This window comes from Kitasatospora sp. NPDC015120, assembly GCF_043080305.1.
Taxonomy (GTDB): domain Bacteria; phylum Actinomycetota; class Actinomycetes; order Streptomycetales; family Streptomycetaceae; genus Kitasatospora.
Map to the genome: position 1 here is coordinate 1 of NZ_JBIBVJ010000037.1, position 19,972 is coordinate 19,972.

The following is a 19,972-nucleotide window of genomic DNA, read 5'->3' on the forward strand; positions in this document are numbered from 1 at the left end:
AGCGTCAGAGAATCCTGCCGAATTACCTGTGCGGCCCCAGCCTAGGACCAGGTGGTCATATTGGAAAGGGGTCAAGATTCCGACTGAAATTCGGGCGCTGGTCGTGCTGAGGAGACGCCGCGGGCGTCCAGGTGCCTAGGCACGGCACCGGTGAGTTTGACGGGCGTCAAACTCACCGGTGGGCCGGAAAACTCACCGTCGCAGGTCAGGGGACATCGCCGGTGGCGGAGACCTGGGGTTGTAGCCGCGGGTGCCTCCGGGAGCGGTTTCGGCTCGCGGGAAGGGGTCAGGGCCTCTCCCGCTCTACGGGCTCTACCGCTCTACGTCCCTGGTAGGAGCGCTGCTCGGGCGCTACAGCGCCTCTACGGCCGCTCTACGGTGTGGCCGGGCCTCGGGCGCTGTAGAGCGTCTGTAGCGGCGCCGTAGCGCCCGCCACTACGACGGCGGCCGGCACCAGCCGGACGCGATGGAAGAGGCACAGCGCAGCGACCCGTCCGAGACCGACCAGCCCAGCCACTCCCCTTTCACAGGCCAGGCCCAGGAGGTATGTCGGGCCGGTGAGAATCGCCGGGCAGCGCTCTGACCAGGAGCGATGCCCGGACCGGCCGGAACCGGCTGACCGCTGTACGCGTAGCCGTACGCGTAGCCGTAGGCCCGGCCGAGCCCTTACCCGAACGCGCACCCAAACGGGCGGGCCGGGCGGGCCCCGCCCGGCCCGCCAGGGCCCCGGCCGCCAGGCCGCCGACGACCGGGCGCCGCAGGCCTGCCCGGCCCGCACGACGCAACCGGCCACCCCCCACCACCACAGAGAGGAGAAGGGGCGCGGAGAAAGGGTTGTCAGAATTTCCGGGCACCTTGAAAGGTCTATTGACCTGCGGAGATGCCTGTCATCGCTGGGGGCGGGGGTGTCGGCGTCAGGAGTCACGTCAGGACCTTGGAGGCAGGCCCGGGCCCGGTCCGGCCAGGCGGGGAGGGGGAGCGGGCCGGCCCGCTCTCCTCCCCGCCCTCGCCTCGCCCTCATGGCCGTGGCCCGGTCGGCCCCCGGCCCGGTAGGGGCAGGATGAAAAGCGCAGCGTAGCGTCTCGCGTCCGATGTATGCACCCTTCCCCATTCTGTTGATAAGGGCGGGGGCGCGCAGTAGTAAGTCGGCACGGGAGCGGCGATCTAACCGGGTCTGGTCTGCGGGTTTTCTCCCAGTTTGATTTTGTCTGGCTCTCTAGTCGAAACCAGAAAGGGAACCAGTTACGAAACTGGATGCGCAACCAGAAAGGAAGTCAGAAAACGAAAATTCTGGGTTGGTCATGTGCAGCGGTGTTCGGGGCGGCCGTCCGGTGGGTTGCGTTGGTCGTCGGCCCCGGTGCTGCGCGCGGGGCGTTCGGTCGGTGCTCGGCTGTTCCGCGGGGGATGTGGCCGGGGCGGGGCGCTGTCCGGGCAGCGGCGGGGAGGGGGTCAGACCTGCGGTGGACCGCTGGGCAAGCCGTCGGGGGACCCGCGGCGAACCTGCTGGGCTCGATGGGGCGGGCGCAGGCTCCGGGCCGCTGCTGGCGTCCCTGCGGACGGCCTGGGGCGGAACCAGTCGGCGCAGGACGGTGTCGCCGGAGGCGGAGTTCGGCGGCGCGAGGCGGACGGATTCTAGGGGAATTCGGGGTGGGGTGGCGGGCGGTGGGCGACACCGCCCGCCGGCGGGCTTCAGGTGAGGCGCTTGAGGAGAGCGCGGCGGGTCCGGTCGTCCTCGCGGGCCAGGCGCAGCAGTTCGCGCAGGGCCTCGGATTTGTCGAGGCGGGTGCGGCGGGCGTCGTCGCGCAGGCCGAGCAGCCAGAGGTCGATCTCGGTGGCTTCGTCGGGGTCGACGCGGACGGTGAGGGCGACGGCGTCGGCCGCGGCGGGGGCGGGCCGGCGGCCGCCGCGCGAGCGCCTGGAGCGGGCGGTCGGGGCGGAGGCGGAGGTCGTTTCGGGGGTGGCGTCGTGGGGCCGTGGCGTCACGGCGTCGTGGTCGCCTGCGGCCGGTTCGCTGGCCTGGGGCTCTGCCGGGGCGGGCGTGGTGGTCTCGGCCTTCTTGCGGGCGTTGGCGAGGCGGTTCCAGTCGTCTTGGAGTCCGCCCATGTCGGGGCCGGGGAGCGGGGTGCGGGCGGCGCTCACGCGTAGACCGCCTTCGCGAGGTCGCGGTACCAGCCGGCGACGTCGGAGGTGGGCGCGTGCTCCAGGACGGAGACGCGGGCGCGCCAGGCCTCGCGCACGGGGGTGCGCTTGCGGATCTCGGCGAGCACGGGCGGGGTGCCCAGGTCGCGGAACGCCTGGAGGGTGCTGGTGACGATCCGGCCGTCGCGCAGGTCGTAGCGGGAGGGGACCAGGCCGAGGATGTCGAGGTCGATGTCCATCTCGTTCGACAGGACGGCGATCTGGCGCAGCAGCAGGCGCAGCGCGCGGATGCTGGAGTCCTCGGCTTCGACGGGGACGACGACGCCGCCGCGGCGGCCGGGGCGGCGGCGGGCGGCCATGAGGGCGCAGTCGGTGATGACGCCGAGGGAGGGGGCGCAGTCGAGGAGGGCGACGTCGTAGTCGTCCTCCAGCTGCTCCAGCACCTTGGACAGGCGGCGTTCGCGGTTGTTCTTCATGTAGAGGCCGCGCTCCAGCAGGGCCATGTCGAGGTGGGTGGGCAGGACGTCGAGGCGGTCGCGGTGGTGGGCGACCATCTCGCGGGGGTCGCCGGTCCACTCGCCCAGGAGCCAGCCGCACAGGGTGCGGTCGTCGGGGGTCTCGGGGATGCCGAGGGCCTCGGAGAGGTGGCCCTGGGGGTCGAAGTCGACCAGCAGGACGCGGCGGCCCTCTTCGGCGAGGGCCGCTCCGAGGTTGACGGTCGTCGCGGTCTTCCCGACGCCGCCCTTCTGGTTGGCGATGGCGAAAATGTCCATGCGGTCACCCTAGGCGTGGCGCCGTGGTGCGGTGACGCCACGACACCACCACGGCGGACCGTTCCCGGCCCGGCGACGCCGCCCTCCCGTCATGCTGAGCACTGGCCGGGGTGGCTGTCGCGCTGTCGCGCCCGGCAGCCATCCCGCCCCCGCCCCCTGATCACAGCCGCCACCGGTGCGACAGCGCGACAGCCGGGCCGCCGGGCGGGACCAGCGTCACCTTGGTGGCCGCCCCGGGGGCGGCCACCAACGTTGGTGACCGCCTTGATGGCCCGTCCACCAACCTTGGTGGGTCAGGCCTTGGTGGGGCCGCTGGGCAGCATCCGGACGAACTCGGCGACCCAGACGCCGGCCTCGTCCTGGCCGAGCACCCGGTAGAGCATGCGGGTGCCGGGGCCGGTGATCAGCGGCAGCGCGCCGAGCGGGGGCGGGGGGCCCACCAGTTCCTTGCCGGCGAGCGGGCCGCCGTAGAGCTTCATCTCCGCCATCACAACCTCCAGCCGGAGGGCACACACGGCCCTCTCACCCCTTCCAGTCCGATCTCTGGGTGGCCGGGGACAGGAGCCGGCCGGATGCGAATTTCGCAGGAATTCGCATCCGGTATTCGCATCCGGCCGGGGCGCAGCGGGTCGGGGCGGCGGCCGTTGTGTGTCACATGTGGCACGGAATCGGGGCGCATGCCGGAGTGGCGTCGTGGCGTCATGGAGTCGTGACGCCGGGCAGGTACGGCGGCCGGGTGCGGGGGCGTCTGGGGGGCCTGGGAGGATCGGGTGGGCGGTGCGCCCGCACCCCATTGCCCGCGGGCGCGCCGCCTGGACCGCTGGGTAGAAGCCGCGGCTGTCCCACGCGTGGGACAGCCGCGCGCGGTCCCGGCCACCGGGGCGGCGGGGCGGGTCCGGTCGGTTCAGGGCCGTGTCGGGGGTGTCGGGGTGGGTTGGGCCCGGTGGCGGTCGAGGGCGTCGGCGAGGGTCTCGGCGAGGTAGCCGGCCCGGGCCGGGCCGGGGCCGAAGCGCATGGTTCCTTGGCCGGGCCGGTCGACGCCGACGGCGCGCAGCAGGGTGCCGAGGTCGATGCCCAGGCGTCGGCTGTCGGTTCCGAGGGCGGCGGCGAGGTCGGCGGCAAGCATCCGTCCGCCGGCGGCCTGCACGGCGTGGTGGGCGCGCACGAGGAGGGCGGGCGCCTGGTCGTCGGCGTCCGGGGTGTCCGGGGCGGGGCGGGGTGCGGGTGTCCGGGCGGCCGGGCGGGCGCCGTCGGCGGTGGTGTCGGCGAGCAGGGCGTAGACGGCCGCGACGTCGGCGAGGGCGACGGCGCTCTCGCGGCGGCCGTGGTCGAGCGCGGCCCGTGCCCGGCGGGCGAGGTCGCGGGCCCGGTCGGCGTGGGTCTGCGTCACGTGCGGCCCAACGCGGCCCGGCGTCGGCCGGTCACGGCCGCGACAGACTCCGGCCTGCCTCCCAGGGCCTCAAAGCCGTCCGGGGAGGGGGGTGGGCGGATCTGATCTGTTTGATCTGTATCCGCAGGTCAGCGCGGTGCGTGATCTGTGTCTGATCCGTTTCTGATCTGTCCCTGATCTGTGGCGGTGACGGATCAGCCGGCCCGCTCCACGGATCAGCTACAGATCAAAAACAGATCAGCGACGGATCGGCGGGCGGGCCGTTTCGCCTCGGGGCACAACCCGGGCCGGGCCCGGCGGCCTCCGCCTGGCGGGTTTCGCCCCGGGGCGAAACCCCGGGGTGTCGGTGGCGGCCTATCGGCCGCCGGGGTCCGCCAGGAGTCGGCGGCCGGGGGTGGCGGGCGGGGCCGGGGGCGCGTCGGCGCCGGGGCCGGCCTCGATGAGTTCGGCGGCCAGGCGGCGCAGCCCGGGGCGGGCGGGCGCGGGGTCGGGGTCGGTGATGTCGGGGCGGCGGTACAGCGGCCGGCGGTCGGCGGGGGGCGTGGTCACCGGCCCATGATCCACCACCGGGCGGAGGACGGCTCCAGGGCTGCGCTGGCGGCCGTTCCGGGGCGGGATGGACCGAGGGCCCGGGGACGGCGCGGGAGGCCGCCTGAGAGGCGTTCAGAGGCCCGTACGGGCGGGGATGGCGCGGGCGGGTGGTGTCGTGACGTCATGACGCCGGAACGCCGCCACGAGGGGGCCCGGTCCAACGACGCCGCGCCTCGGGGAACACGGGCCGGGCGGGCGGTGGTCCACCGGGCGGCTTCGCCGGACGGGCCCGCAGGGCGCTGCGGGATCCACAGCGCCCCGGCGGGGCGGCCAGCAGGGCGTCGCCGGGATTTTCCATGGAAAATCCGCCAGGCCACCGGGCGGCGGTGGCGGTGCCGCCGGGGCCGGGGCCCGCACCTTGTGAGGTGCCTTGTGGGCACCCGCAGATTCGGCCCGCCACGGCATCACAGCAGCTCAGACACCGTGCGGGGCCGCCCGGAAATTCCGACAACCTCTCCTTCTCCGGTCTTTGGGCAGTTGATCTGTTGGTCGTTCGCGGTTCGCGCCTGCGGCGTGCCGGTCTGTTTCGGTGCGCGTTCCGGGGCTGGGGAGGGGGTCGGCGGATCTGATCGGCTGGATTGGTTTTCGCAGGTCGGGATCGGTTTCCCGATCGGCTGCGGATCGGTGGGCGATCGGCGGGCCAGCCGATGGCGGGCCGATCGGAATCCGATCCGCGGCCGATCGCCGGCCGTTGGGAAGCCGATCCGCGGCCGATCGGGAACGGCCCGCTCGCCGGTCCGCCGGCGTCGCCCTCGCCGCCGGTCACCGCCCCGGCCCGGTGACCGGGCGTCACCGAATCGGGGGTCTCTCGCGTGCGCGCACCGTGCGCGCACGTTACGTGCCCGCGAGGGCCGGTCCGGGGGATTCGGTGAGCGCGTAGCGTCACCGGGCGACGATGCCCGGCCGACGGGCCGGACGTCCCCCCAGGACTGCGGGCTCCTCCTCCTGGCGGCGGCCGCCGAGGGCCGCGCCGCTCCGGCCGGGCCCGCGGCGGCCCGCGCCCGGCCCGCGCCGCCGCGCGGCTGATCTCCACGGGCCGTACGGGACACCCGGGGTGCACATCACCAGGACCCGCACCGGTCCGTGGAGAAGTAGTCGGCATCCTGACGGCGGGTTGTCCCGCGCGCTGAGCAGCGCGGATGCGGGACAACCGGCACTGTCCCGGCGCAACCTCCGAGGCAACGCCCGGCGCAACCCCCGGGACCACCTCCGGAGCAACGCCCGGGGCAACCCCCGGAGCAACCGCTGGCCCCAGGGCCGGGAGGCTGACCCGGGGCCGCGGCTACGCAGGGTGCGCCTCCTCGCGTGCGCGCACGTGTGCGCGCACCTCGGGAGCGGGAAACCACGCCGCGCGGCGGTTTCGTGAGCGCGAAGAGTCACCGGCCGTCGCACCGGGCCCGACCCTGCGGAGGGGGCTTCGGTCCGACCGGGCGGGCGACGACGTCGACCAGGACGTCGGGCTCGTGCTCCTCGCCACCCGACCCGGGGCGGGCCCGACGGCGGCCGGTCGGCCCCGGCCCGGCGCGGCCGGCACCGCCAGAGGCCGCCACCAAACCCAGCCCGCCGCAGGCGCCGGGCCGCGTGTTACGAAATCCGACTTGCGTTTTTACGGCTTGTTCCACCGCAGGTCAGGGCCTGTTTTTGACTCTGCGTCCGGTTCCTGGTCCAATGGTTGCGGACGGGACATTTGTGCCCTCCCTGAAGCCCTGCCACGTGCGGGGCTTTTTGCGTTCCAGCCCACAGCAACACACTCAAGGCCTCCGCCGGCGCGGGGGCCTTTCGTCGTCTCCGGAGGGGAAACCTTGGATGCTGCCGTCGTCATCGCACGCCTGCTGGTGGTGCTTGTTCTGGGCTCGATCGCCCTGCTGGCGGTCCTGATCGCGTACATCGTGCGGGTGTGCGTGGCCCGGACGCGGGCCCAGGACATGCCCGACATGGTCGGGCGGTTCACCGTACTGATCGGCGCGGTGGAACGGTTCACGCCCCGCCACCAGGGGGTGCGCGAGCTCGCCGCGCCGCTGCGCGGCCTTCGGCCCGGCCAGCAGAACAGCGCCACCGCACCGATGCCCGGCCCACAAACCGCCCCGGTCATCCCCGGCCAGATCGTCGAGCCCTCACACTCCACGGCACCCACCGGCGCCACCCAGTGACGCGCCGTTCGGTCCCCAGCGACCCCACCGCCCGCACCGCCACCACCAACGCGCTCGTCATCAGCCCAGGGGAGAAGAGAGTCATCGGTGTCCTCATCTCCCTCGTCGCCACCAGGGACCTCTCGGATGCCGAGGTCAGGCGGCAGGTCGGCAAGTCCTGGTCTGCCCTACGCCATGAGTGGTCCGACATAGTCTGGGAGTGGTGGGAGTCAGAACGGCCTGTGTTCATGGAGCTGGCCGACGGCCTCCCACCCGATCTGAAGTTAGCCGTGCAGATGGTCGAGCAGACGTTGTTCCGCCCCTGCGAGCGGTGTCAGCAGCCGAAGGTGCCTCTGCAGAGCCGGCGCGGTGGTCGGCCGCGGCGCTTCTGCTCGAACGCCTGCCGGCAAGCGGCTCACCGCACACGTGTCGCCACGGCGCGGCCGGCACCGCCGGACGCCGCCTCCGGAGCCAGCCCGCCCCAGGCGCCCGGGCCCGCGACGACCGCCCACCAACCCACCCACCACCAGGCAAAGAGGGCTCAGGAGAGGGACGTCGGAAATCCCGACCCTTGGTGAACGGCATCTGACCTGCGGAAACGCGGTAGGGGCGCCAGCGGGGGGAGGCCCGCGTCAGGAGCCGCGTCAGGACCTGGGCGAGGAGCTACGTCAGGACCTGTGTCAGGACCCACGTACGACAGCCCGGGCCGGACACCGACCCGGCACCGACAGCCCGCCCGGGAACGGGAGGGCGCGGCCGGGGACAACCCGCCCGGCGACCGGGACAACCCCGCCGGTTGTCCTGGTCGCCGCGCCCGGCGGCGTCGGACGAACGACGTCATGACGTCGTGACGTCGTGACGCCCCGATCCCGGGCGGGTCCACCGCACGGCCCGCCGGCCCGGCCGACGGGACGCTGTACTCCCCGGGCGTGGCCGGGTTGCGGAGGACCCGGCCCGCCTTGACCAGGCGGGTGAGCGCGTTCTCGACCGTCTTGCGGGACGTCCCGGTCGCCTCGGTGATCTGGTCGATGTGCCGGAAGCCGGCGTCCGGCGCCTCGGCCAGCGTCAGCAGGATCTTGTCCTCCGCGGTGGGCTCCCGGCTGTGTGGGGTGACCTGGGCCGGGACCCAACGCGGTTCCGCGTCGTCGGCCGGGTCGGCCGCCAGGCGGGCGTGCAGCAGGGCGAGGGCGCCGAGCGCGCGGGCGAGGGCGCGCTGCCCGCTCTCCAGTGCGTTCAGCGCCTGCTCGGCGAGCAGGCGGGCGGCCTGGACGTCGTCGGCCTCGGCGGCGGGCGGCAGCCGATCGGGCATCAGGGTCCTCCGGCACGGTGGCGGCAAGCGGTCCGCTCCCGACAACGAGCTGGCCCGGCCCGCGGTCACCCAGGTGACTGCGCGCGCCGCGCCCGCCGGACGGTCCGACCGGCGCATGCCCAGGCCGTCGGTCACGGGCAGTGACACTCACCCCACACTCACCCAGCCCAAGAAACATTCCATCACACCTGGTCATGCCCGTGAGGGGTAGACGTTCCCGGGCTGGGTGAGTGTGGGGTGAGTGTGACCGAGAGTGTGTACCGAGGCTCCGGGGCCGGCCTGCGCCCGCCGGCTCCGGGAGGCCGGGGCCGGGTGGCGACGGCGGGCACCAGGCCGTCGAGGAACCGCCCGCGGGTCGGCGGCCGGGCCGGGGACAACCCGTCCGGCAGCCGGGACAACCGGCGGGTTGTCCCGGCTGCCGTGCCCGCCGCGCGGCCCGCTGGCGTTCCCGATCTCGCGTGCACGCCGAACCGCCCGCCGCCCCCGGACGGCCGAGGCCTGCGCCAACGGCGAGCACCAGGACGTCCAGAACCTTCATGGCCTCGCGCGCGCACGTCGTGCGCGCGTGTTGGCCCCCGGATCCGCAGTGTCGTAACACCGCAGCGGCATCCCGCCTGGACACAGACGGCCTGAACCCTACAAAAGGGATATTCATGGGCGGTGTTACGAAACCGCGGTTCTCGGTATCTAAAGCCAAAACTGCAGCTCAGGAGGCTATTTGACGGGGCGCCGGGCGTCGTAGGACCATATCGGTTGACGGGACATCTGCGTCCTGAGTCACACTGAGCCTCGCCGAGCGGCGGGGCTTTTCGCTTTTTCGAACGCATCAGTACACATCGAGGCCTCCGCCGACGGCGGGGGCCTCTCGTCGTATCCGGAGGTAGAACGTGGACACCGCCCTCATCCTCGCGGCCCTGATGGTCGCGCTCGTCCTGGGGTCCATCGCCCTGCTGGCGCTGCTCATCGCCTTCATCGTGCGGGTGTGCGTCGCCCGGACCCGGACCGAGGACATGCCCGAGATGGTCCAGCGGTTCGTCTGGCTGATCGCCGCGCTGGAGAGGTTCACCCCCCGCTACCAGGGGGTGCGCGAACTCGTCGCCCCGCTCCGCAACCTCCAGCCCGGCCAGCCGGTGAACACCCCCGCCCCCGCGCCCGCGGTCATCCCCGGCCAGACCGTCGCGATCGAGGCCGCCGCCAGTCCCGCCGGCGGCCCCCAGTGACGCGCCGACGGGTTCCCCGCGACCCCACCGGGCGGACCGCGACCACCAACGCCCTGACCCTCGGTGCGGGAGGGTGGGGTCAGATTGAAACGATCATCCACCTGCTCGCCGTTCTGGACCTTCCCGACGCCGAGATCAGCAGGCAGACCGGCATGCGGCGGTCCCACCTGGTCTCGGCTACGGGGATCGACCAGCCCCTCAGCCAGGGCTCATGGGCCCGGCCCGTTCTCGCGGAGCTGGCCGATGGCCTGCCGCCCCGCGTGAGGCACGCCGTAGAGGCGGCCGCACACAAGGAGGAACAGGACGTACGGCGCCCCTGCGCGTGGTGCGGGCTCGCCACCTTCCCTCCGCCAGGCCGTACCGGGGGCCGGCCCCGCCGCTTCTGCTCCAACGCCTGCCGGCAGGCGAACCACCGAGAGCGGACCCGGCACAGGCAGGCCTCCAGCCCCCCGGACTCCACGCCCTGACGGCCCAACCTCCCCAAGCGCCGCCGGCGCCTGACCTACCAGCGATGGGGCGCACCCCCAGGGTGCGCCCCTCTGTCCCGAGAGCACCTTGCCGCCGAAACGATCAGCAGCCATGTGACGTCATGACGTCACGACTGCGTGACGCCGTGACGGCGGTTATTCTGCCGCCGCTCCGGCGGGCGCAGGGGTTGACAGAGCGTCACCAAATTCATAACCTCGCGCGCGCACGACACGCGCGCGGGTTGGGACCCCCGGATCCGCAAGCCCGGCGGTTGTGATTATGAAGATGAACATCACCCACGGTCACCGGCCGTCCTGTCGGCCACCACGGTCCGACCCGACGACGAGACGGTGATCCGGCGCAGCCGCGGCCGCTCCGCCGGCCGCCCGGGGCGGGATCAATAACGCGTGGTCCGGCGGTGCTCGGCCAGGATGATGCCCGAAACGCACGTCGTGGCACTGCCCAGTGAGCGCAACGCCACCGCGAGCGCGGGGTGGGCCCTTGCCGACTTCGGGACGTCGAGGGCGCTCTCGACCATCTGAATGGCCGCGTGGACGGCGTGGGCAGCCGCTTCCACCCGTACGCCGCCCTGAACCTGCGGGTCGTCGTCTCCTGCCACGGTGAAGACCGGCGGGGCGTACCGCATGTCCGTCACCACCTGATCGCCAGTGGCAGGGCCCGTCTCGATCGAGCGCAGGATCAGCTCCCACCCCTGTCGCAGACGCTCGATCGCAAGGGTCAGCATCTGGTCCACGTCCGCGTCCTGGTGAGCTACGCAGAGCATGCACAGCGTGTCGTCGGGGTGGGCCGTGCCGCACACCGCCATGGGAAGTGTCATGGGATTCCTCTCGGGTCCGCGCCAAAAGCCCGCAGGGGGGTCTCTGACGGGCGCTCAGCGTACCGCCCGACCGGAGGGCCGGGTGCCGCTGACCGGCCGCCAGAGACCCCCCTGCGGGGCTCTACGGGGTGTCAGAGGTTCAGGTCCGAGGCGTAGGCGCCGGGGGACCAGGCGTCGTCGACCCGCTGGCCGACCTCGTCCTCCCGGGCCATGTCGACCAGCCGGGAGTAGTGGAACTGGGCGGCGACCGTGATCGTGGCCTTGGCGCCGTTGCGGTGCTTGGCCACGATGAGCTGCGCCGATCCGGCCTCGGGGTCCGCCTCGTCGTAGTAGTCGGGGCGGTGCATGAGGATCACGGCGTCGGCGTCCTCCTCCAGGGCGCCGGAGTTGCGCAGGTCGCCGAGGTCGGGCGTCTTGCTCTCGCGCTTGAGGTTCTCCCGGTTGAGCTGGGACAGGGCGACGATGACCGCGCCGGTCTCCCGGGCGATGCGCTTCAGCTCGTTGCTGATACTGGTCAGCCGCTCGTAGAGGGTCTTCTGGGGCATCCCGGCGTCCGCGCGCATCAGGCCGATGTGGTCGACGATGCACAGCGGCGGCTTGCCGTACTGCTTGGTCAGGCCCTTGATCCGGGCCCGGACCCGGGCCGGGGTGGCGACGCTGTAGTCCATCCACAACGGCAGCTCGGACAAGTTGGGCACCTGCCGGGCGATCCGGGTCCAGTCTCCGTCGGTGATCCGGTCCCCGCCGCGCTTGAGGTGGTCGAACGCCACCCGCGAGCGGGAGGCGATGATCCGGTTGGCGATCTCCGGGCGGTCCATCTCCAGGGAGAAGATGACGGTCGGGTTCCCGGCGCCGGCGTTCGCCACCGCCGCGCCGAGCGCGAACGCGCTCTTGCCCATGCCCGGGCGCCCGGCCACGATCACCATCTGCCCGCCGACCAGCTTCATCAGCGCGTCCAGGTCGGCGAAGCCGGTCACCGCGTCCGGTTCCGACGGGGCGTCCTGGAGGGCGTCGAGGTGGTCGGGCAGGTAGTCGCCGAACCGCTCGTAGTCCTCCTGCCGCTCCCGGCCCTGGCCGAGAAGGGCCTCCAGCTCGGTCAGGTGGGCGGTCATCGCCTCCGCGGGGTTGAGCGGGTCGCAGTTGCGGGCGCCGTGCACCGCCCGGATCGCCGCCTCCAGCCAGCGGCGCTTGACGGCGTAGCCGCGCACCGCCTCGGCGGTCGTGCCGACGGCGGCCGCCACCGTCGCCTTGGAGGCGAGGGCGTGGAGGAAGCCGGGCCCGCCGACGCGGTGCAGGTCGCCGCCGGCGGTGAGCTCCGCCGTCACCGCGACCGGGTTCGGGACCCGGCCCCGGGCGTAGACGGCCATCGCCGCGTCCCACACCAGCCCGTGCGCGGGCAGGTAGAAGTCGGCCGTGGTGACGATCTGGGAGACCTCCCCGGCCACGTCCCAGCCGCCGTCCTGCATCAGCACCGTGCCCAGCAGCTCGGCCTCGGCGGCCTTGGCGGGCTCGTGCTCGCCCTCCTGGAGGTACTCGTCGAACCGGTTGTCGCTCACGCCCCCGCCTCCTGTCCGGCCGCAACCGCCCGGGCCCGGCCGTGCGAGCAGCGCAGCGGCCGCTCCACCCCGGTCAGCGGGTCCCGCGTGTACACCAGCCCGTCTTCGTCCCGGCACTCGTCACACAGCTCCCGCACCGGCCGCGCCGGCGCCGGGGCCTGCTCCGGACGCTGGCCCGGCAGCGGCACCTTCGACTTCAGCGCGTGCTTGGCCAGGTCCAGCCAGCCCTCAACCGCCATCTCCCGGGCCCGGTCCGCCAGCCATTCCGCCGGGTACCCGGCCGCCAGGTGCTCCGTCACCTGCGTCAGCAGCGCGGTCCGGGTGCCGTTCACCATCGGCCGACCCGACGCCTGGGCGTAGACGTCGACCACCGACTCCGCCTCGGCCAGCACAGCCGGGTCCACAGCCGGCTCCTGCGGCTGCTCCAGGGCCGCAGCCCGGAGGTGGCCACCCTTCCGACCACCCCGCTTCTGGGGCGCAGCCTGACTCTCTCTCTCGTCCGGGGCCTGAGTGGCGGCAGTGGTACGGGTGCCCGCGCGTGCGGGGAGAGGAGAGGGAACAGAAGAGGGAAGGAGAAGGGGGTCGGATTCCGTGGGGGGTGTCCCCTCGGATTCCGTGGGGGCCCCCACGGAATCCGAGGGGGCCCCCACGGAATCCGAGGGGGGGTCTGCGGCGGCGGGCCCCGACCCCCCCACGGAATCCGATGGGGGGTCTGAGCTGGGCGTTTCGTGCGGCTCGGCGAAGCTCAGCTCCTCCACGAGGGACGGCCCGTAGTCCCTGGGGGCGCGCGCCATGCTGGCGAGCAGCGTGAGGTTCACCCGGTACAGGTCGGCGATCCGGGCGCCGTTCCGCGGGCTGTACCGCTCGCCGGCCGCGAGCAGCCCGCGCTTGATCAGCCGCTGCTTGTTGTCCCTCGCGGCCGTCATCTTCATGTGCGCCTCGTCCGCCAGCTGGCGCATGGAGGCGATCACGTAGCCGCGGTCGTCGGTGTGGTTGCAGCACGCGAGCAGGAACGCGCCCTCCCCCGTCGACAGGCCGTCAGCCGCGAAGACCATGTTCATGTGCTGGATCACCGGATACCGCCCTGCGACACCACGGCGGCCCGGTAGCCGGCGCAGCGGCAGTCGTCCCACTCGTCGGCCGCAGCGACGAGGCAGTGCTCGCCGCCGGGATGGGCGCTGTGCGGGTGGCCGCATCCGGTGCAAGCGGCGTGCCCGTCGGCCGGCCACGCCCAGGTGCCGACCGGGAACGAGTAGCTCGTGCAGCTGCACGTCGGACGGAGCCAGGCGGCCCACCCGGCCGGTCCGCCGCAGGCGCCGCCGTCGTGCTGGCCCGCCGGGTGCCCGCAGGTCACGCAGGCGGATCCCGCCGCGTTTCGGACATCCGGGGTGGTTGCCGCCACAGCCTGTGGCGTGTTGTCCGGGGTGTTGCGTACGCTCAAGGTGAGCGCCTCCTTGCTAGCCGCTAGAGAGTGCTTCTCCGCCGGGGTTGCGCCCCCGGAGGACCCGCAGGCCCCGCCGGTTGGCGGGGCCTGTTGTGTTGTGCAGCGTTCTATTCGTCTCTTGGACGAGTTTCCTCGCTTTTCCGAACGCAGCGAATGCGCTTCTCCTTAATTAGCTTTTCGGCAAACTTCGGAGTTCGCTGCGATATCGGATTTGCTACCCAACGATTTCCATCGTGACCCGGTGATGTAGCGGAGTGGTGGTTACGGTGACGTATACCGTGGCGCCATCCGAGTTTCGAGTGACGTTGACGATCCGGAACCCGGGAGATCCCTCCGGCATCCGGAGGGAATTGCAGGCGTCCAGCGACATCGGTTCGGCGGTGATCGCGCACTCGGTTCTGTCCACGTCCCAGCCGAGCCAGTCGGCGACGCGCACGCCGTGGGGCGGCTTCATCGGCGGGGCGCCGACAGGGGCCAGCATCGGCGGCACGCCCTCGAAGCCGTGGGGGACCTTGGACGCGATCTCGTAGGGCAGCACGGTCACCTTGTGCTGGACGGGCACCCCGCCGACGGACCTGACCCTGGTGCGCTCCACCACGTTGGTTCCCGGCGTGATTCCCCAGGCCGCCATCTCGTCCGATGCGGCGAGCTGGCGGACCAGAGTCGTCTCCTCGGTTGCCTCGGCCCCGGCCTGGGCGGGCTTCCACGCCACTGCCGCCGAGAGGTCCGGCGGTGTGAATGTGCCGAGGTGCGCGTCGGCGGCCGGCCCGGCCGCCACGGTCGTGCCGCTGCCGCGTTCGGTGCGGGCCAGACCCAAGGCTGAGAGCACGGCGTATGCGGCGGCCGCGGTCTGCTGGCTCACCCCGTACTGCTCGGCCAGGTCTCGAACGCTGGGCAGCCGAGTGCCGTAGCGGTACCGACCTGTGGCGATGCCCTTCCGGATCTCAGCCACGATCAGGTTTGCGTTCACGGTCGTCTCCTCCCTTGTGTCCTGATGTCCAGGCTAGTCGTGTCAAGCGACTGGCTTCCTACCCTGACACTAGTCAAGAAGGTTTGCAACCATCTTGACACTTGCCTCGCGTGACCCTACCTTCAGTCGTGTGGTGGTCAGGGCGGTCCCGGTTGGAGCTGGGGTTGTTCCGGCTCCAGGCGTTGGAACGCCTGGGTTGGTCTGTGTTGGAGCGCAGGCCCACATCGCTGTACGGCGGCCGTCTCGGAGTTGGAGCTCCGAGACGGCCTGGTGATGGGGGTTGGAGCCCCCCACCGTTGCCCGGCTTGGGGTTGGAGCCCCGGTCGGGCGTGTCGCGCCGCCTCTACCAAAGGAACGCAACATGTCGATCGTCGCAGAACGTGCTGCTCAGACACAGGTCGACCCGGTCATCGGTACGGCGGGGCAGGGCGCCCGGCTGTGCCCCCAGGACAAGGCGCCGGCGGGTGTGCCGGAGCGGATGCTGACCGGCGGCTACATCGAGCCGGTCCGCGTCCGGGCGAACGCCGCCGTGGACGTCCCGCTGACCACCGGCCAGGCCGAGCGCCTGGCGGAGCTCGCCGTCCTGCATCACCGCCGGCTGGTGTCCTACCTGGTGCGCCGGATGGACGCCCGCCCGGACTGGCCGCTGGCCGAGGACCTGGTCCAGGACCTGTGGGTCCAGGTCGGCCGGCGCCTGTCCGCCGCGACCGGTGAGCACCCCTTCGAGACCGAGGCCGCTGCGGACCTCTACCCGCTGCTCGCCTACCAGGCCCGCATGCAGCTCGTGCAGCACTGGAAGACCCTGCGGGCGACGGAGACCCCGACCGAGGATGACGCCCTGGTGCGCGCCGCCGGAGCCGAACCCGCCCAGGTGGTGCACACCGTGTTCACCGAGCCGTGGGCGGCCGCCATCGCGCAGCTGCCCGACAACCTCGCGGCCGCCGCCCGGCTGCGGTTCGAGGACGGCATGACCTGGGACGCCATCGCCTCCCGCCTCGGCGTCTCGGACATGACGGTGCGCCGCTGGCTGGACACCGCCGTCGAGGCCCTGCGCCCGGTCCTGGCCGGCGGCGAGGTGGCCGTGCCCGAGGGCGTGGCCGTCCAGGCCCGCAAGGCCGAGCTGCCCGACGGCTGGGAAGCCCACGTGGACACCCTGCCGGACCACCAACGGGCGATCGTGCGCCTGCGCGCCGACGGCCTGTCCTACAGCGCGATCGCCGCCCGCATCGGCATCGCCGAGACCCGCGCCAAGCGGCACGGCCAGCGCGCCGCTGCAGCCCTCCACCGCGCCACGCTGCGCCAGATCGGCGCCCAGGTCGCCGACGACCCCGGCACCCGCCGGGCCCTGCCCCCGGCCGGCTGGGAGGACCTGGACGTCCTGACCGACCGCCAGCGCGCCGTCGTCCAGCTCCGCGCCGAGGGCCTGACGGTCGCGCAGGTCGCCGAGCGCCTGGGCAACAGCGCCTGCGCCGTCAAGAAGTGCTACCGCTCCGCGCTGGACCGCCTCACCGTCGCGATCGCCCAGGCCGCCACCGGCGAGGGCGTACGGCCCGTCTCCACCTACGCCCGCACCCTGCCCGTCCCCGACGGCTGGGAGAACGCCCTGGACGTCCTCACCGACGACCAGACCGCCGTGTTCCTGCTGCGCCGCCGCGAGGGCCTGACCATCAAGGACACCCAGGCCCGACTCGGCCTGACCCAGCGCCTCGTGTTGCGCCACTACCGCGAGGCCGTCGCCGCCCTGACCACCGCCCTCGCCGCGTGAGCGCCGACCTGTCGGCCAAGCAGCGCCGGCGCCTGCGCGCCGCGCTCGCGGACCGCGACGGCGCCGCCTGCTGGTACTGCCACACCGAGTTCGGTCCCGGCCTGGACGGCGCGACCCTCGACCACCTCGTCCCCCGCTCCGCCGTCCCTACCTGGGCCCTCGCGGCCCTGGTGCTGGCCTGCGCCCCGTGCAACGAGGCCAAGGCCGACCAGCCGCCGGCCGTGCTGCTGCGCCCGGCCCGGGGCCGGTTCGGCTCCGGCCTCACCGCCTGCGCCGAGCAGCCGCGGGACGGCCGGTGAACCGGGGCCAGTGGCTGGCCGCTGCGGCCAGGGCATACGGCGAGGCCCAGGCCTGGGCCGCCCTCGCCGCCCACACCGACGACCCCGACCAGGCCCGGGACGCCCGCCTTCTGCGGGACGCCGCGCTCGTCCTGGCCGACGAACGCCTCACCCGGGCCCGGGACGCCACCCGCTGACCTCCCGTGTGCCGCCACCACGCCATGACCTCATGACGTCGTGACGTCACTGCATCGCTCTCACCTGCCATAACACCGCATTGCCAGGAGAGGAGACCTGATGGACGCGAACCAGGCCGCTGCCGAGTTGCAGCGCCAGATCGAGCAGCAGCAGGCCCGGCTGGAGCAGCAGCGCGCCGCCGAGGCCGCCGCCCGCGCCGTCGAGGCCGCCGGGGGCCGGCCGTGCTGAGCCCCGCCGAGCGCCAGGCCGCCGAGCAGCGGCAGATGGACGAGTACCTGCGGCGGGCCCGCGAGGCCACCGCCCGCGCCGAGGCCGCCCGGCAGGCGGCCCGTCAGTCCACCCCCGCCCCGGCGCCCCTGACCACCTGACCGCACCAACCCGATGATCACGGCGTCACGGCGCTGTGGTCCCATGACGTCGTGACACGGCGACGTCGTGACGTCACCAACCGGAGGAACCACATGACCACGATCGACTGGCGACCCGGCCCCACTGCGGCCCCGCCGCCCGCCGCTCCGGCAACGCCGGGCGGCGCTCCGCCCGCGCACCCGGCCGCTCCGGGCACGGCCCGCACCGCGCCGACCGCGCCCCCGTTGGTGGCCGCGGTGGACCACCTGCTCGGCCCCCGCCGCCGCCCGCACGCCCCCGCCGGACCCGGCCCCGGCCCGGCCCCGGCCGCCGCTCCGGCCACGCCGGGCGCTGCTCCGGGGACGGGGACCCCCGCTTCGGACACGCCGGGCCACTCCGGCGAGCGGGCCATGACGGCCGTCTCCGCCGTGGCCGCCGTCGGCGCCGTGATCGTCGCGCTCGTCGGGTTCGTCGGCTCCTACCGCGCTCTCGCCGACCTCGGCGAGAGCGTCGGCCTGGACTGGTTCGCCGCCGTGTTCCCCATCGGCATCGACGCCGCCATCGTCGTCCTCCTCGCCCTCGACCTCCACCTCATCCGCAAGGGCACCCCCTGGCCCCTGCTGCGCCTGGCCGCCCACGGCATGACGGCGGCCACGATCTGGTTCAACGCCGCCTCCGGCGGTAGCGGGAGGCTGTGGGAGCACCCGACCGCAGCCGCCGCCCACGCCGTCATTCCTGTGGGTTTCGTGCTCGCGGTGGAGGCGGCCCGGCGCCTGGTGATCCGGGCGGTGCGCCTGGAGACCGGCCACGGCGGCTCCGTGCCGGTCCACCGCTGGCTGCTCGCCCCCCGGCAGTCCTGGCGGCTCTACCGGCGGATGCGGCTGTGGGCGATCCCCTCCTACACCGAGGCCCTGGCCATCGAGCAGGAACTCGTCGTCTACCGGGAGATGCTCGCCCGCGCCCACGACGGCAACTGGAAGCTGGCGCCGGCCGACGCCCGCCTGCCCCTCACCATGGCCCCCTACGGCCTCAGCGTCGCCCAGGCCCTCGCCGAGCCCCAGCGCGCGGCCGAGGCCGAGCGGCTGCGCGCCGAGCAGGCCGCCGAGTGGGAGGCCCAGGCCGCCGAGCGTGCCGCCGAGCGCCAGGCCCAGGCCCAGGCCCGCGCCGCCGAGCGGGCCGCCCGCACCCGCATCGCCCAGCTCCAGGCCGACACCACCGTGCAGGCCGCCGAAGCCGAGGCCGCGGCCGCGGCCGGCACCGCCCAGGCCCGCGCCCAGGCGGCCACCGCCACCGCCCAGGCGGAGGCCGAGGCCGCCGCCGCGACCGCCGAGGCGGCCGCGACCGCCGCCGCCCGCACCGCCGCAGCGGAAACCCGGGCGCTCGACACGGCGGCCGCCGCCGAAGCCCGCCAGCGTGCGGCCGAAGCCGAGCAGGCCAAAGCCGAAGCCGAGCAGGCCAAGGCCGAAGCGCTCACCCGCGCCGCCGCCGCACAGCGCCGCGCCGCCGAAGAGGACGCGGCCAAGGCCCAGGCCGAGGCCCGCCAGCGCGCGGCCCTGGCCGCCGCCGCCGCCGACACCCGCAAGGTGGCCGACGAGGAGGAGGCCGCCGCCGAAGCCGCCAAGCGCGCGGCCGTAGCCCGCGCCCTCGCGGCCGAAGCCGAGCTGCGTGCCCTCGACGCGGAGGACACCGCCCGCCTCACGCCCCGCGAACGCGCCGCCCGCAAGGTGGCCCGCATGATCCTCGCCGAGGCCGAGCAGCGCGGCACCCGCCCCGACCCGGAACTGATCGACCTCCAGACCATCATGGACACCCTGGCCGTCTCCCAGACCACCGCCAGCGACCGCCGCCGCGAAGCCGCCGACCTCCTCGCCGCCGGCTACCACCCCGCGGCCTAGCAACGCCCCGCCCGAAGGGCCCCGGTTCCCATGAGCCGGGGCCCTTCCGGTGTCCGACACCCCACCCGGCTCGGTGACCGGCCCAGGCGGCCCGCGTTGTGCCTGGCATGGACGCCACCCACACCGACACCGCCCGCACCCTCGCCCGCCAGGCCGAGGCCGCCCTCGACGAAGGCCACACCGACCTGGCCGACGCACTCGCCGCCGTGGCCCGCCTGTACGCCCGTCTCGCCGCCACCCCGGGCAGCCCCGGGCCGGCCAACCCGCAGGCCGATCTGGCCGCCGCCGAGACCAGGGAACGCGCCGCCCAAGCCGAGCTGCGCGCCCGTGAAGCCGAGGACCTCGCCAAGCTCACGCCCCGCGAACGCGCCGCCCGCAAGGTCGCCCGCATGATCCTCGACGCCACCCCCGCCGACGACGAGCCCGACCCCGCCAGCCTCCCTCTCCAGGCCGTCCAGAGCGCCTTCGACGTCTCCTCCAGCACCGCGAGCGCGTACCGCACCGAGGCCGCCGCGCTGCTCGCCGGCGGGTACCGCCCGGCGGCCTGAGCCGCACCCCCGAAAAGGAAAAGGGGCCCCGAATTCACCCACGAATTCGGGGCCCCCTTTTCGCGTGCCCGGCCGGGGGCCGCACCGGGAATTCGGCAGGATTCTCTGACGCC

20 protein-coding genes are annotated in these 19,972 nt (G+C 73.7%); 9 read left to right on the top strand and 11 right to left on the bottom strand.

Annotated features, from left to right (window positions below; translation table 11 throughout):
* Window positions 1–1,689 precede the first annotated feature (1,689 nt).
* The 5 genes from ACF1AK_RS35665 to ACF1AK_RS35685 all read right to left on the bottom strand — a co-directional run bounded on the left by ACF1AK_RS35665 (window position 1,690) and on the right by ACF1AK_RS35685 (window position 4,851).
* Window positions 1,690–2,139, bottom strand: coding sequence for a hypothetical protein (locus tag ACF1AK_RS35665; RefSeq protein ID WP_391502999.1), 450 nt, complete (start codon window positions 2,137–2,139; stop codon window positions 1,690–1,692).
* Window positions 2,136–2,912: a ParA family protein gene (locus tag ACF1AK_RS35670; protein WP_391503000.1), complete on the bottom strand. Its 777-nt coding sequence runs from the start codon at window positions 2,910–2,912 to the stop codon at window positions 2,136–2,138. Before ACF1AK_RS35670 ends, ACF1AK_RS35665 begins: the two co-directional genes overlap by 4 nt.
* 293 nt (window positions 2,913–3,205) lie before the next feature.
* Window positions 3,206–3,400, bottom strand: coding sequence for a hypothetical protein (locus tag ACF1AK_RS35675; RefSeq protein WP_391503001.1), 195 nt, complete (start codon window positions 3,398–3,400; stop codon window positions 3,206–3,208).
* A 416-nt stretch (window positions 3,401–3,816) separates the two neighbouring features.
* On the bottom strand, window positions 3,817–4,302 hold the full coding sequence (locus ACF1AK_RS35680; protein ID WP_391503002.1) for a hypothetical protein: 486 nt from the start codon (window positions 4,300–4,302) through the stop codon (window positions 3,817–3,819).
* A gap of 354 nt (window positions 4,303–4,656) precedes the next feature.
* Entirely contained in the window at window positions 4,657–4,851 is a 195-nt protein-coding gene (locus tag ACF1AK_RS35685) for a hypothetical protein (protein WP_391503003.1), read from the bottom strand.
* A gap of 1,844 nt (window positions 4,852–6,695) precedes the next feature.
* Here ACF1AK_RS35685 and ACF1AK_RS35690 point away from each other — a divergent pair.
* On the top strand, window positions 6,696–7,043 hold the full coding sequence (locus ACF1AK_RS35690; protein WP_391503004.1) for a hypothetical protein: 348 nt from the start codon (window positions 6,696–6,698) through the stop codon (window positions 7,041–7,043).
* 520 nt (window positions 7,044–7,563) lie between these two features.
* On the opposite strand, the gene ACF1AK_RS35695 is transcribed toward ACF1AK_RS35690, so the two are convergent.
* Window positions 7,564–8,331, bottom strand: coding sequence for a hypothetical protein (locus ACF1AK_RS35695; RefSeq protein WP_391503005.1), 768 nt, complete (start codon window positions 8,329–8,331; stop codon window positions 7,564–7,566).
* A gap of 887 nt (window positions 8,332–9,218) precedes the next feature.
* On the opposite strand from ACF1AK_RS35695, the gene ACF1AK_RS35700 reads away from it, so the two are divergent.
* Window positions 9,219–9,551, top strand: a complete 333-nt coding sequence (locus ACF1AK_RS35700; protein WP_391503006.1) for a hypothetical protein — start codon at window positions 9,219–9,221, stop codon at window positions 9,549–9,551.
* An 865-nt stretch (window positions 9,552–10,416) separates the two neighbouring features.
* Here the strand turns inward: ACF1AK_RS35700 and ACF1AK_RS35705 are convergent.
* The 5 genes from ACF1AK_RS35705 to ACF1AK_RS35725 form a co-directional block, all read right to left on the bottom strand.
* A complete protein-coding gene (locus tag ACF1AK_RS35705; protein ID WP_391503007.1) occupies window positions 10,417–10,773 on the bottom strand; it encodes a hypothetical protein in 357 nt (118 codons plus the stop codon).
* Window positions 10,774–10,988: 215 nt separating this feature from the next.
* Window positions 10,989–12,413, bottom strand: coding sequence for a replicative DNA helicase (locus tag ACF1AK_RS35710; RefSeq protein WP_391503008.1), 1,425 nt, complete (start codon window positions 12,411–12,413; stop codon window positions 10,989–10,991).
* Window positions 12,410–13,486 carry a hypothetical protein gene (locus ACF1AK_RS35715; RefSeq protein WP_391503009.1) on the bottom strand — a complete coding sequence of 359 codons (1,077 nt, stop codon included), beginning with the start codon at window positions 13,484–13,486 and terminating at the stop codon, window positions 12,410–12,412. Before ACF1AK_RS35715 ends, ACF1AK_RS35710 begins: the two co-directional genes overlap by 4 nt.
* On the bottom strand, window positions 13,483–13,767 hold the full coding sequence (locus ACF1AK_RS35720; protein ID WP_391503010.1) for a hypothetical protein: 285 nt from the start codon (window positions 13,765–13,767) through the stop codon (window positions 13,483–13,485). Before ACF1AK_RS35720 ends, ACF1AK_RS35715 begins: the two co-directional genes overlap by 4 nt.
* Before the next feature lie 304 nt (window positions 13,768–14,071).
* Complete coding sequence (locus ACF1AK_RS35725) at window positions 14,072–14,827, bottom strand: GntR family transcriptional regulator (protein WP_391503011.1); 756 nt, start codon at window positions 14,825–14,827, stop codon at window positions 14,072–14,074.
* A gap of 361 nt (window positions 14,828–15,188) precedes the next feature.
* Between ACF1AK_RS35725 and ACF1AK_RS35730 the strand changes: the two genes are divergently transcribed.
* The 7 genes from ACF1AK_RS35730 to ACF1AK_RS35760 all read left to right on the top strand — a co-directional run bounded on the left by ACF1AK_RS35730 (window position 15,189) and on the right by ACF1AK_RS35760 (window position 19,859).
* Window positions 15,189–16,592: a sigma factor-like helix-turn-helix DNA-binding protein gene (locus ACF1AK_RS35730; protein ID WP_391503012.1), complete on the top strand. Its 1,404-nt coding sequence runs from the start codon at window positions 15,189–15,191 to the stop codon at window positions 16,590–16,592.
* A complete protein-coding gene (locus tag ACF1AK_RS35735; RefSeq protein WP_391503013.1) occupies window positions 16,589–16,891 on the top strand; it encodes an HNH endonuclease in 303 nt (100 codons plus the stop codon). The genes ACF1AK_RS35730 and ACF1AK_RS35735 overlap by 4 nt, the downstream gene beginning before the upstream one ends.
* A complete protein-coding gene (locus ACF1AK_RS35740; protein ID WP_391503014.1) occupies window positions 16,888–17,067 on the top strand; it encodes a hypothetical protein in 180 nt (59 codons plus the stop codon). Before ACF1AK_RS35735 ends, ACF1AK_RS35740 begins: the two co-directional genes overlap by 4 nt.
* 100 nt (window positions 17,068–17,167) lie before the next feature.
* Window positions 17,168–17,296 carry a hypothetical protein gene (locus tag ACF1AK_RS35745; protein ID WP_391503015.1) on the top strand — a complete coding sequence of 43 codons (129 nt, stop codon included), beginning with the start codon at window positions 17,168–17,170 and terminating at the stop codon, window positions 17,294–17,296.
* A complete protein-coding gene (locus ACF1AK_RS35750; protein WP_391503016.1) occupies window positions 17,290–17,436 on the top strand; it encodes a hypothetical protein in 147 nt (48 codons plus the stop codon). The genes ACF1AK_RS35745 and ACF1AK_RS35750 overlap by 7 nt, the downstream gene beginning before the upstream one ends.
* Window positions 17,437–17,529: 93 nt before the next feature.
* Window positions 17,530–19,311, top strand: coding sequence for a DUF2637 domain-containing protein (locus tag ACF1AK_RS35755; protein WP_391503017.1), 1,782 nt, complete (start codon window positions 17,530–17,532; stop codon window positions 19,309–19,311).
* A 107-nt stretch (window positions 19,312–19,418) separates the two neighbouring features.
* Window positions 19,419–19,859 carry a hypothetical protein gene (locus ACF1AK_RS35760; protein WP_391503018.1) on the top strand — a complete coding sequence of 147 codons (441 nt, stop codon included), beginning with the start codon at window positions 19,419–19,421 and terminating at the stop codon, window positions 19,857–19,859.
* The last annotated feature ends 113 nt before the right edge of the window (window positions 19,860–19,972 follow it).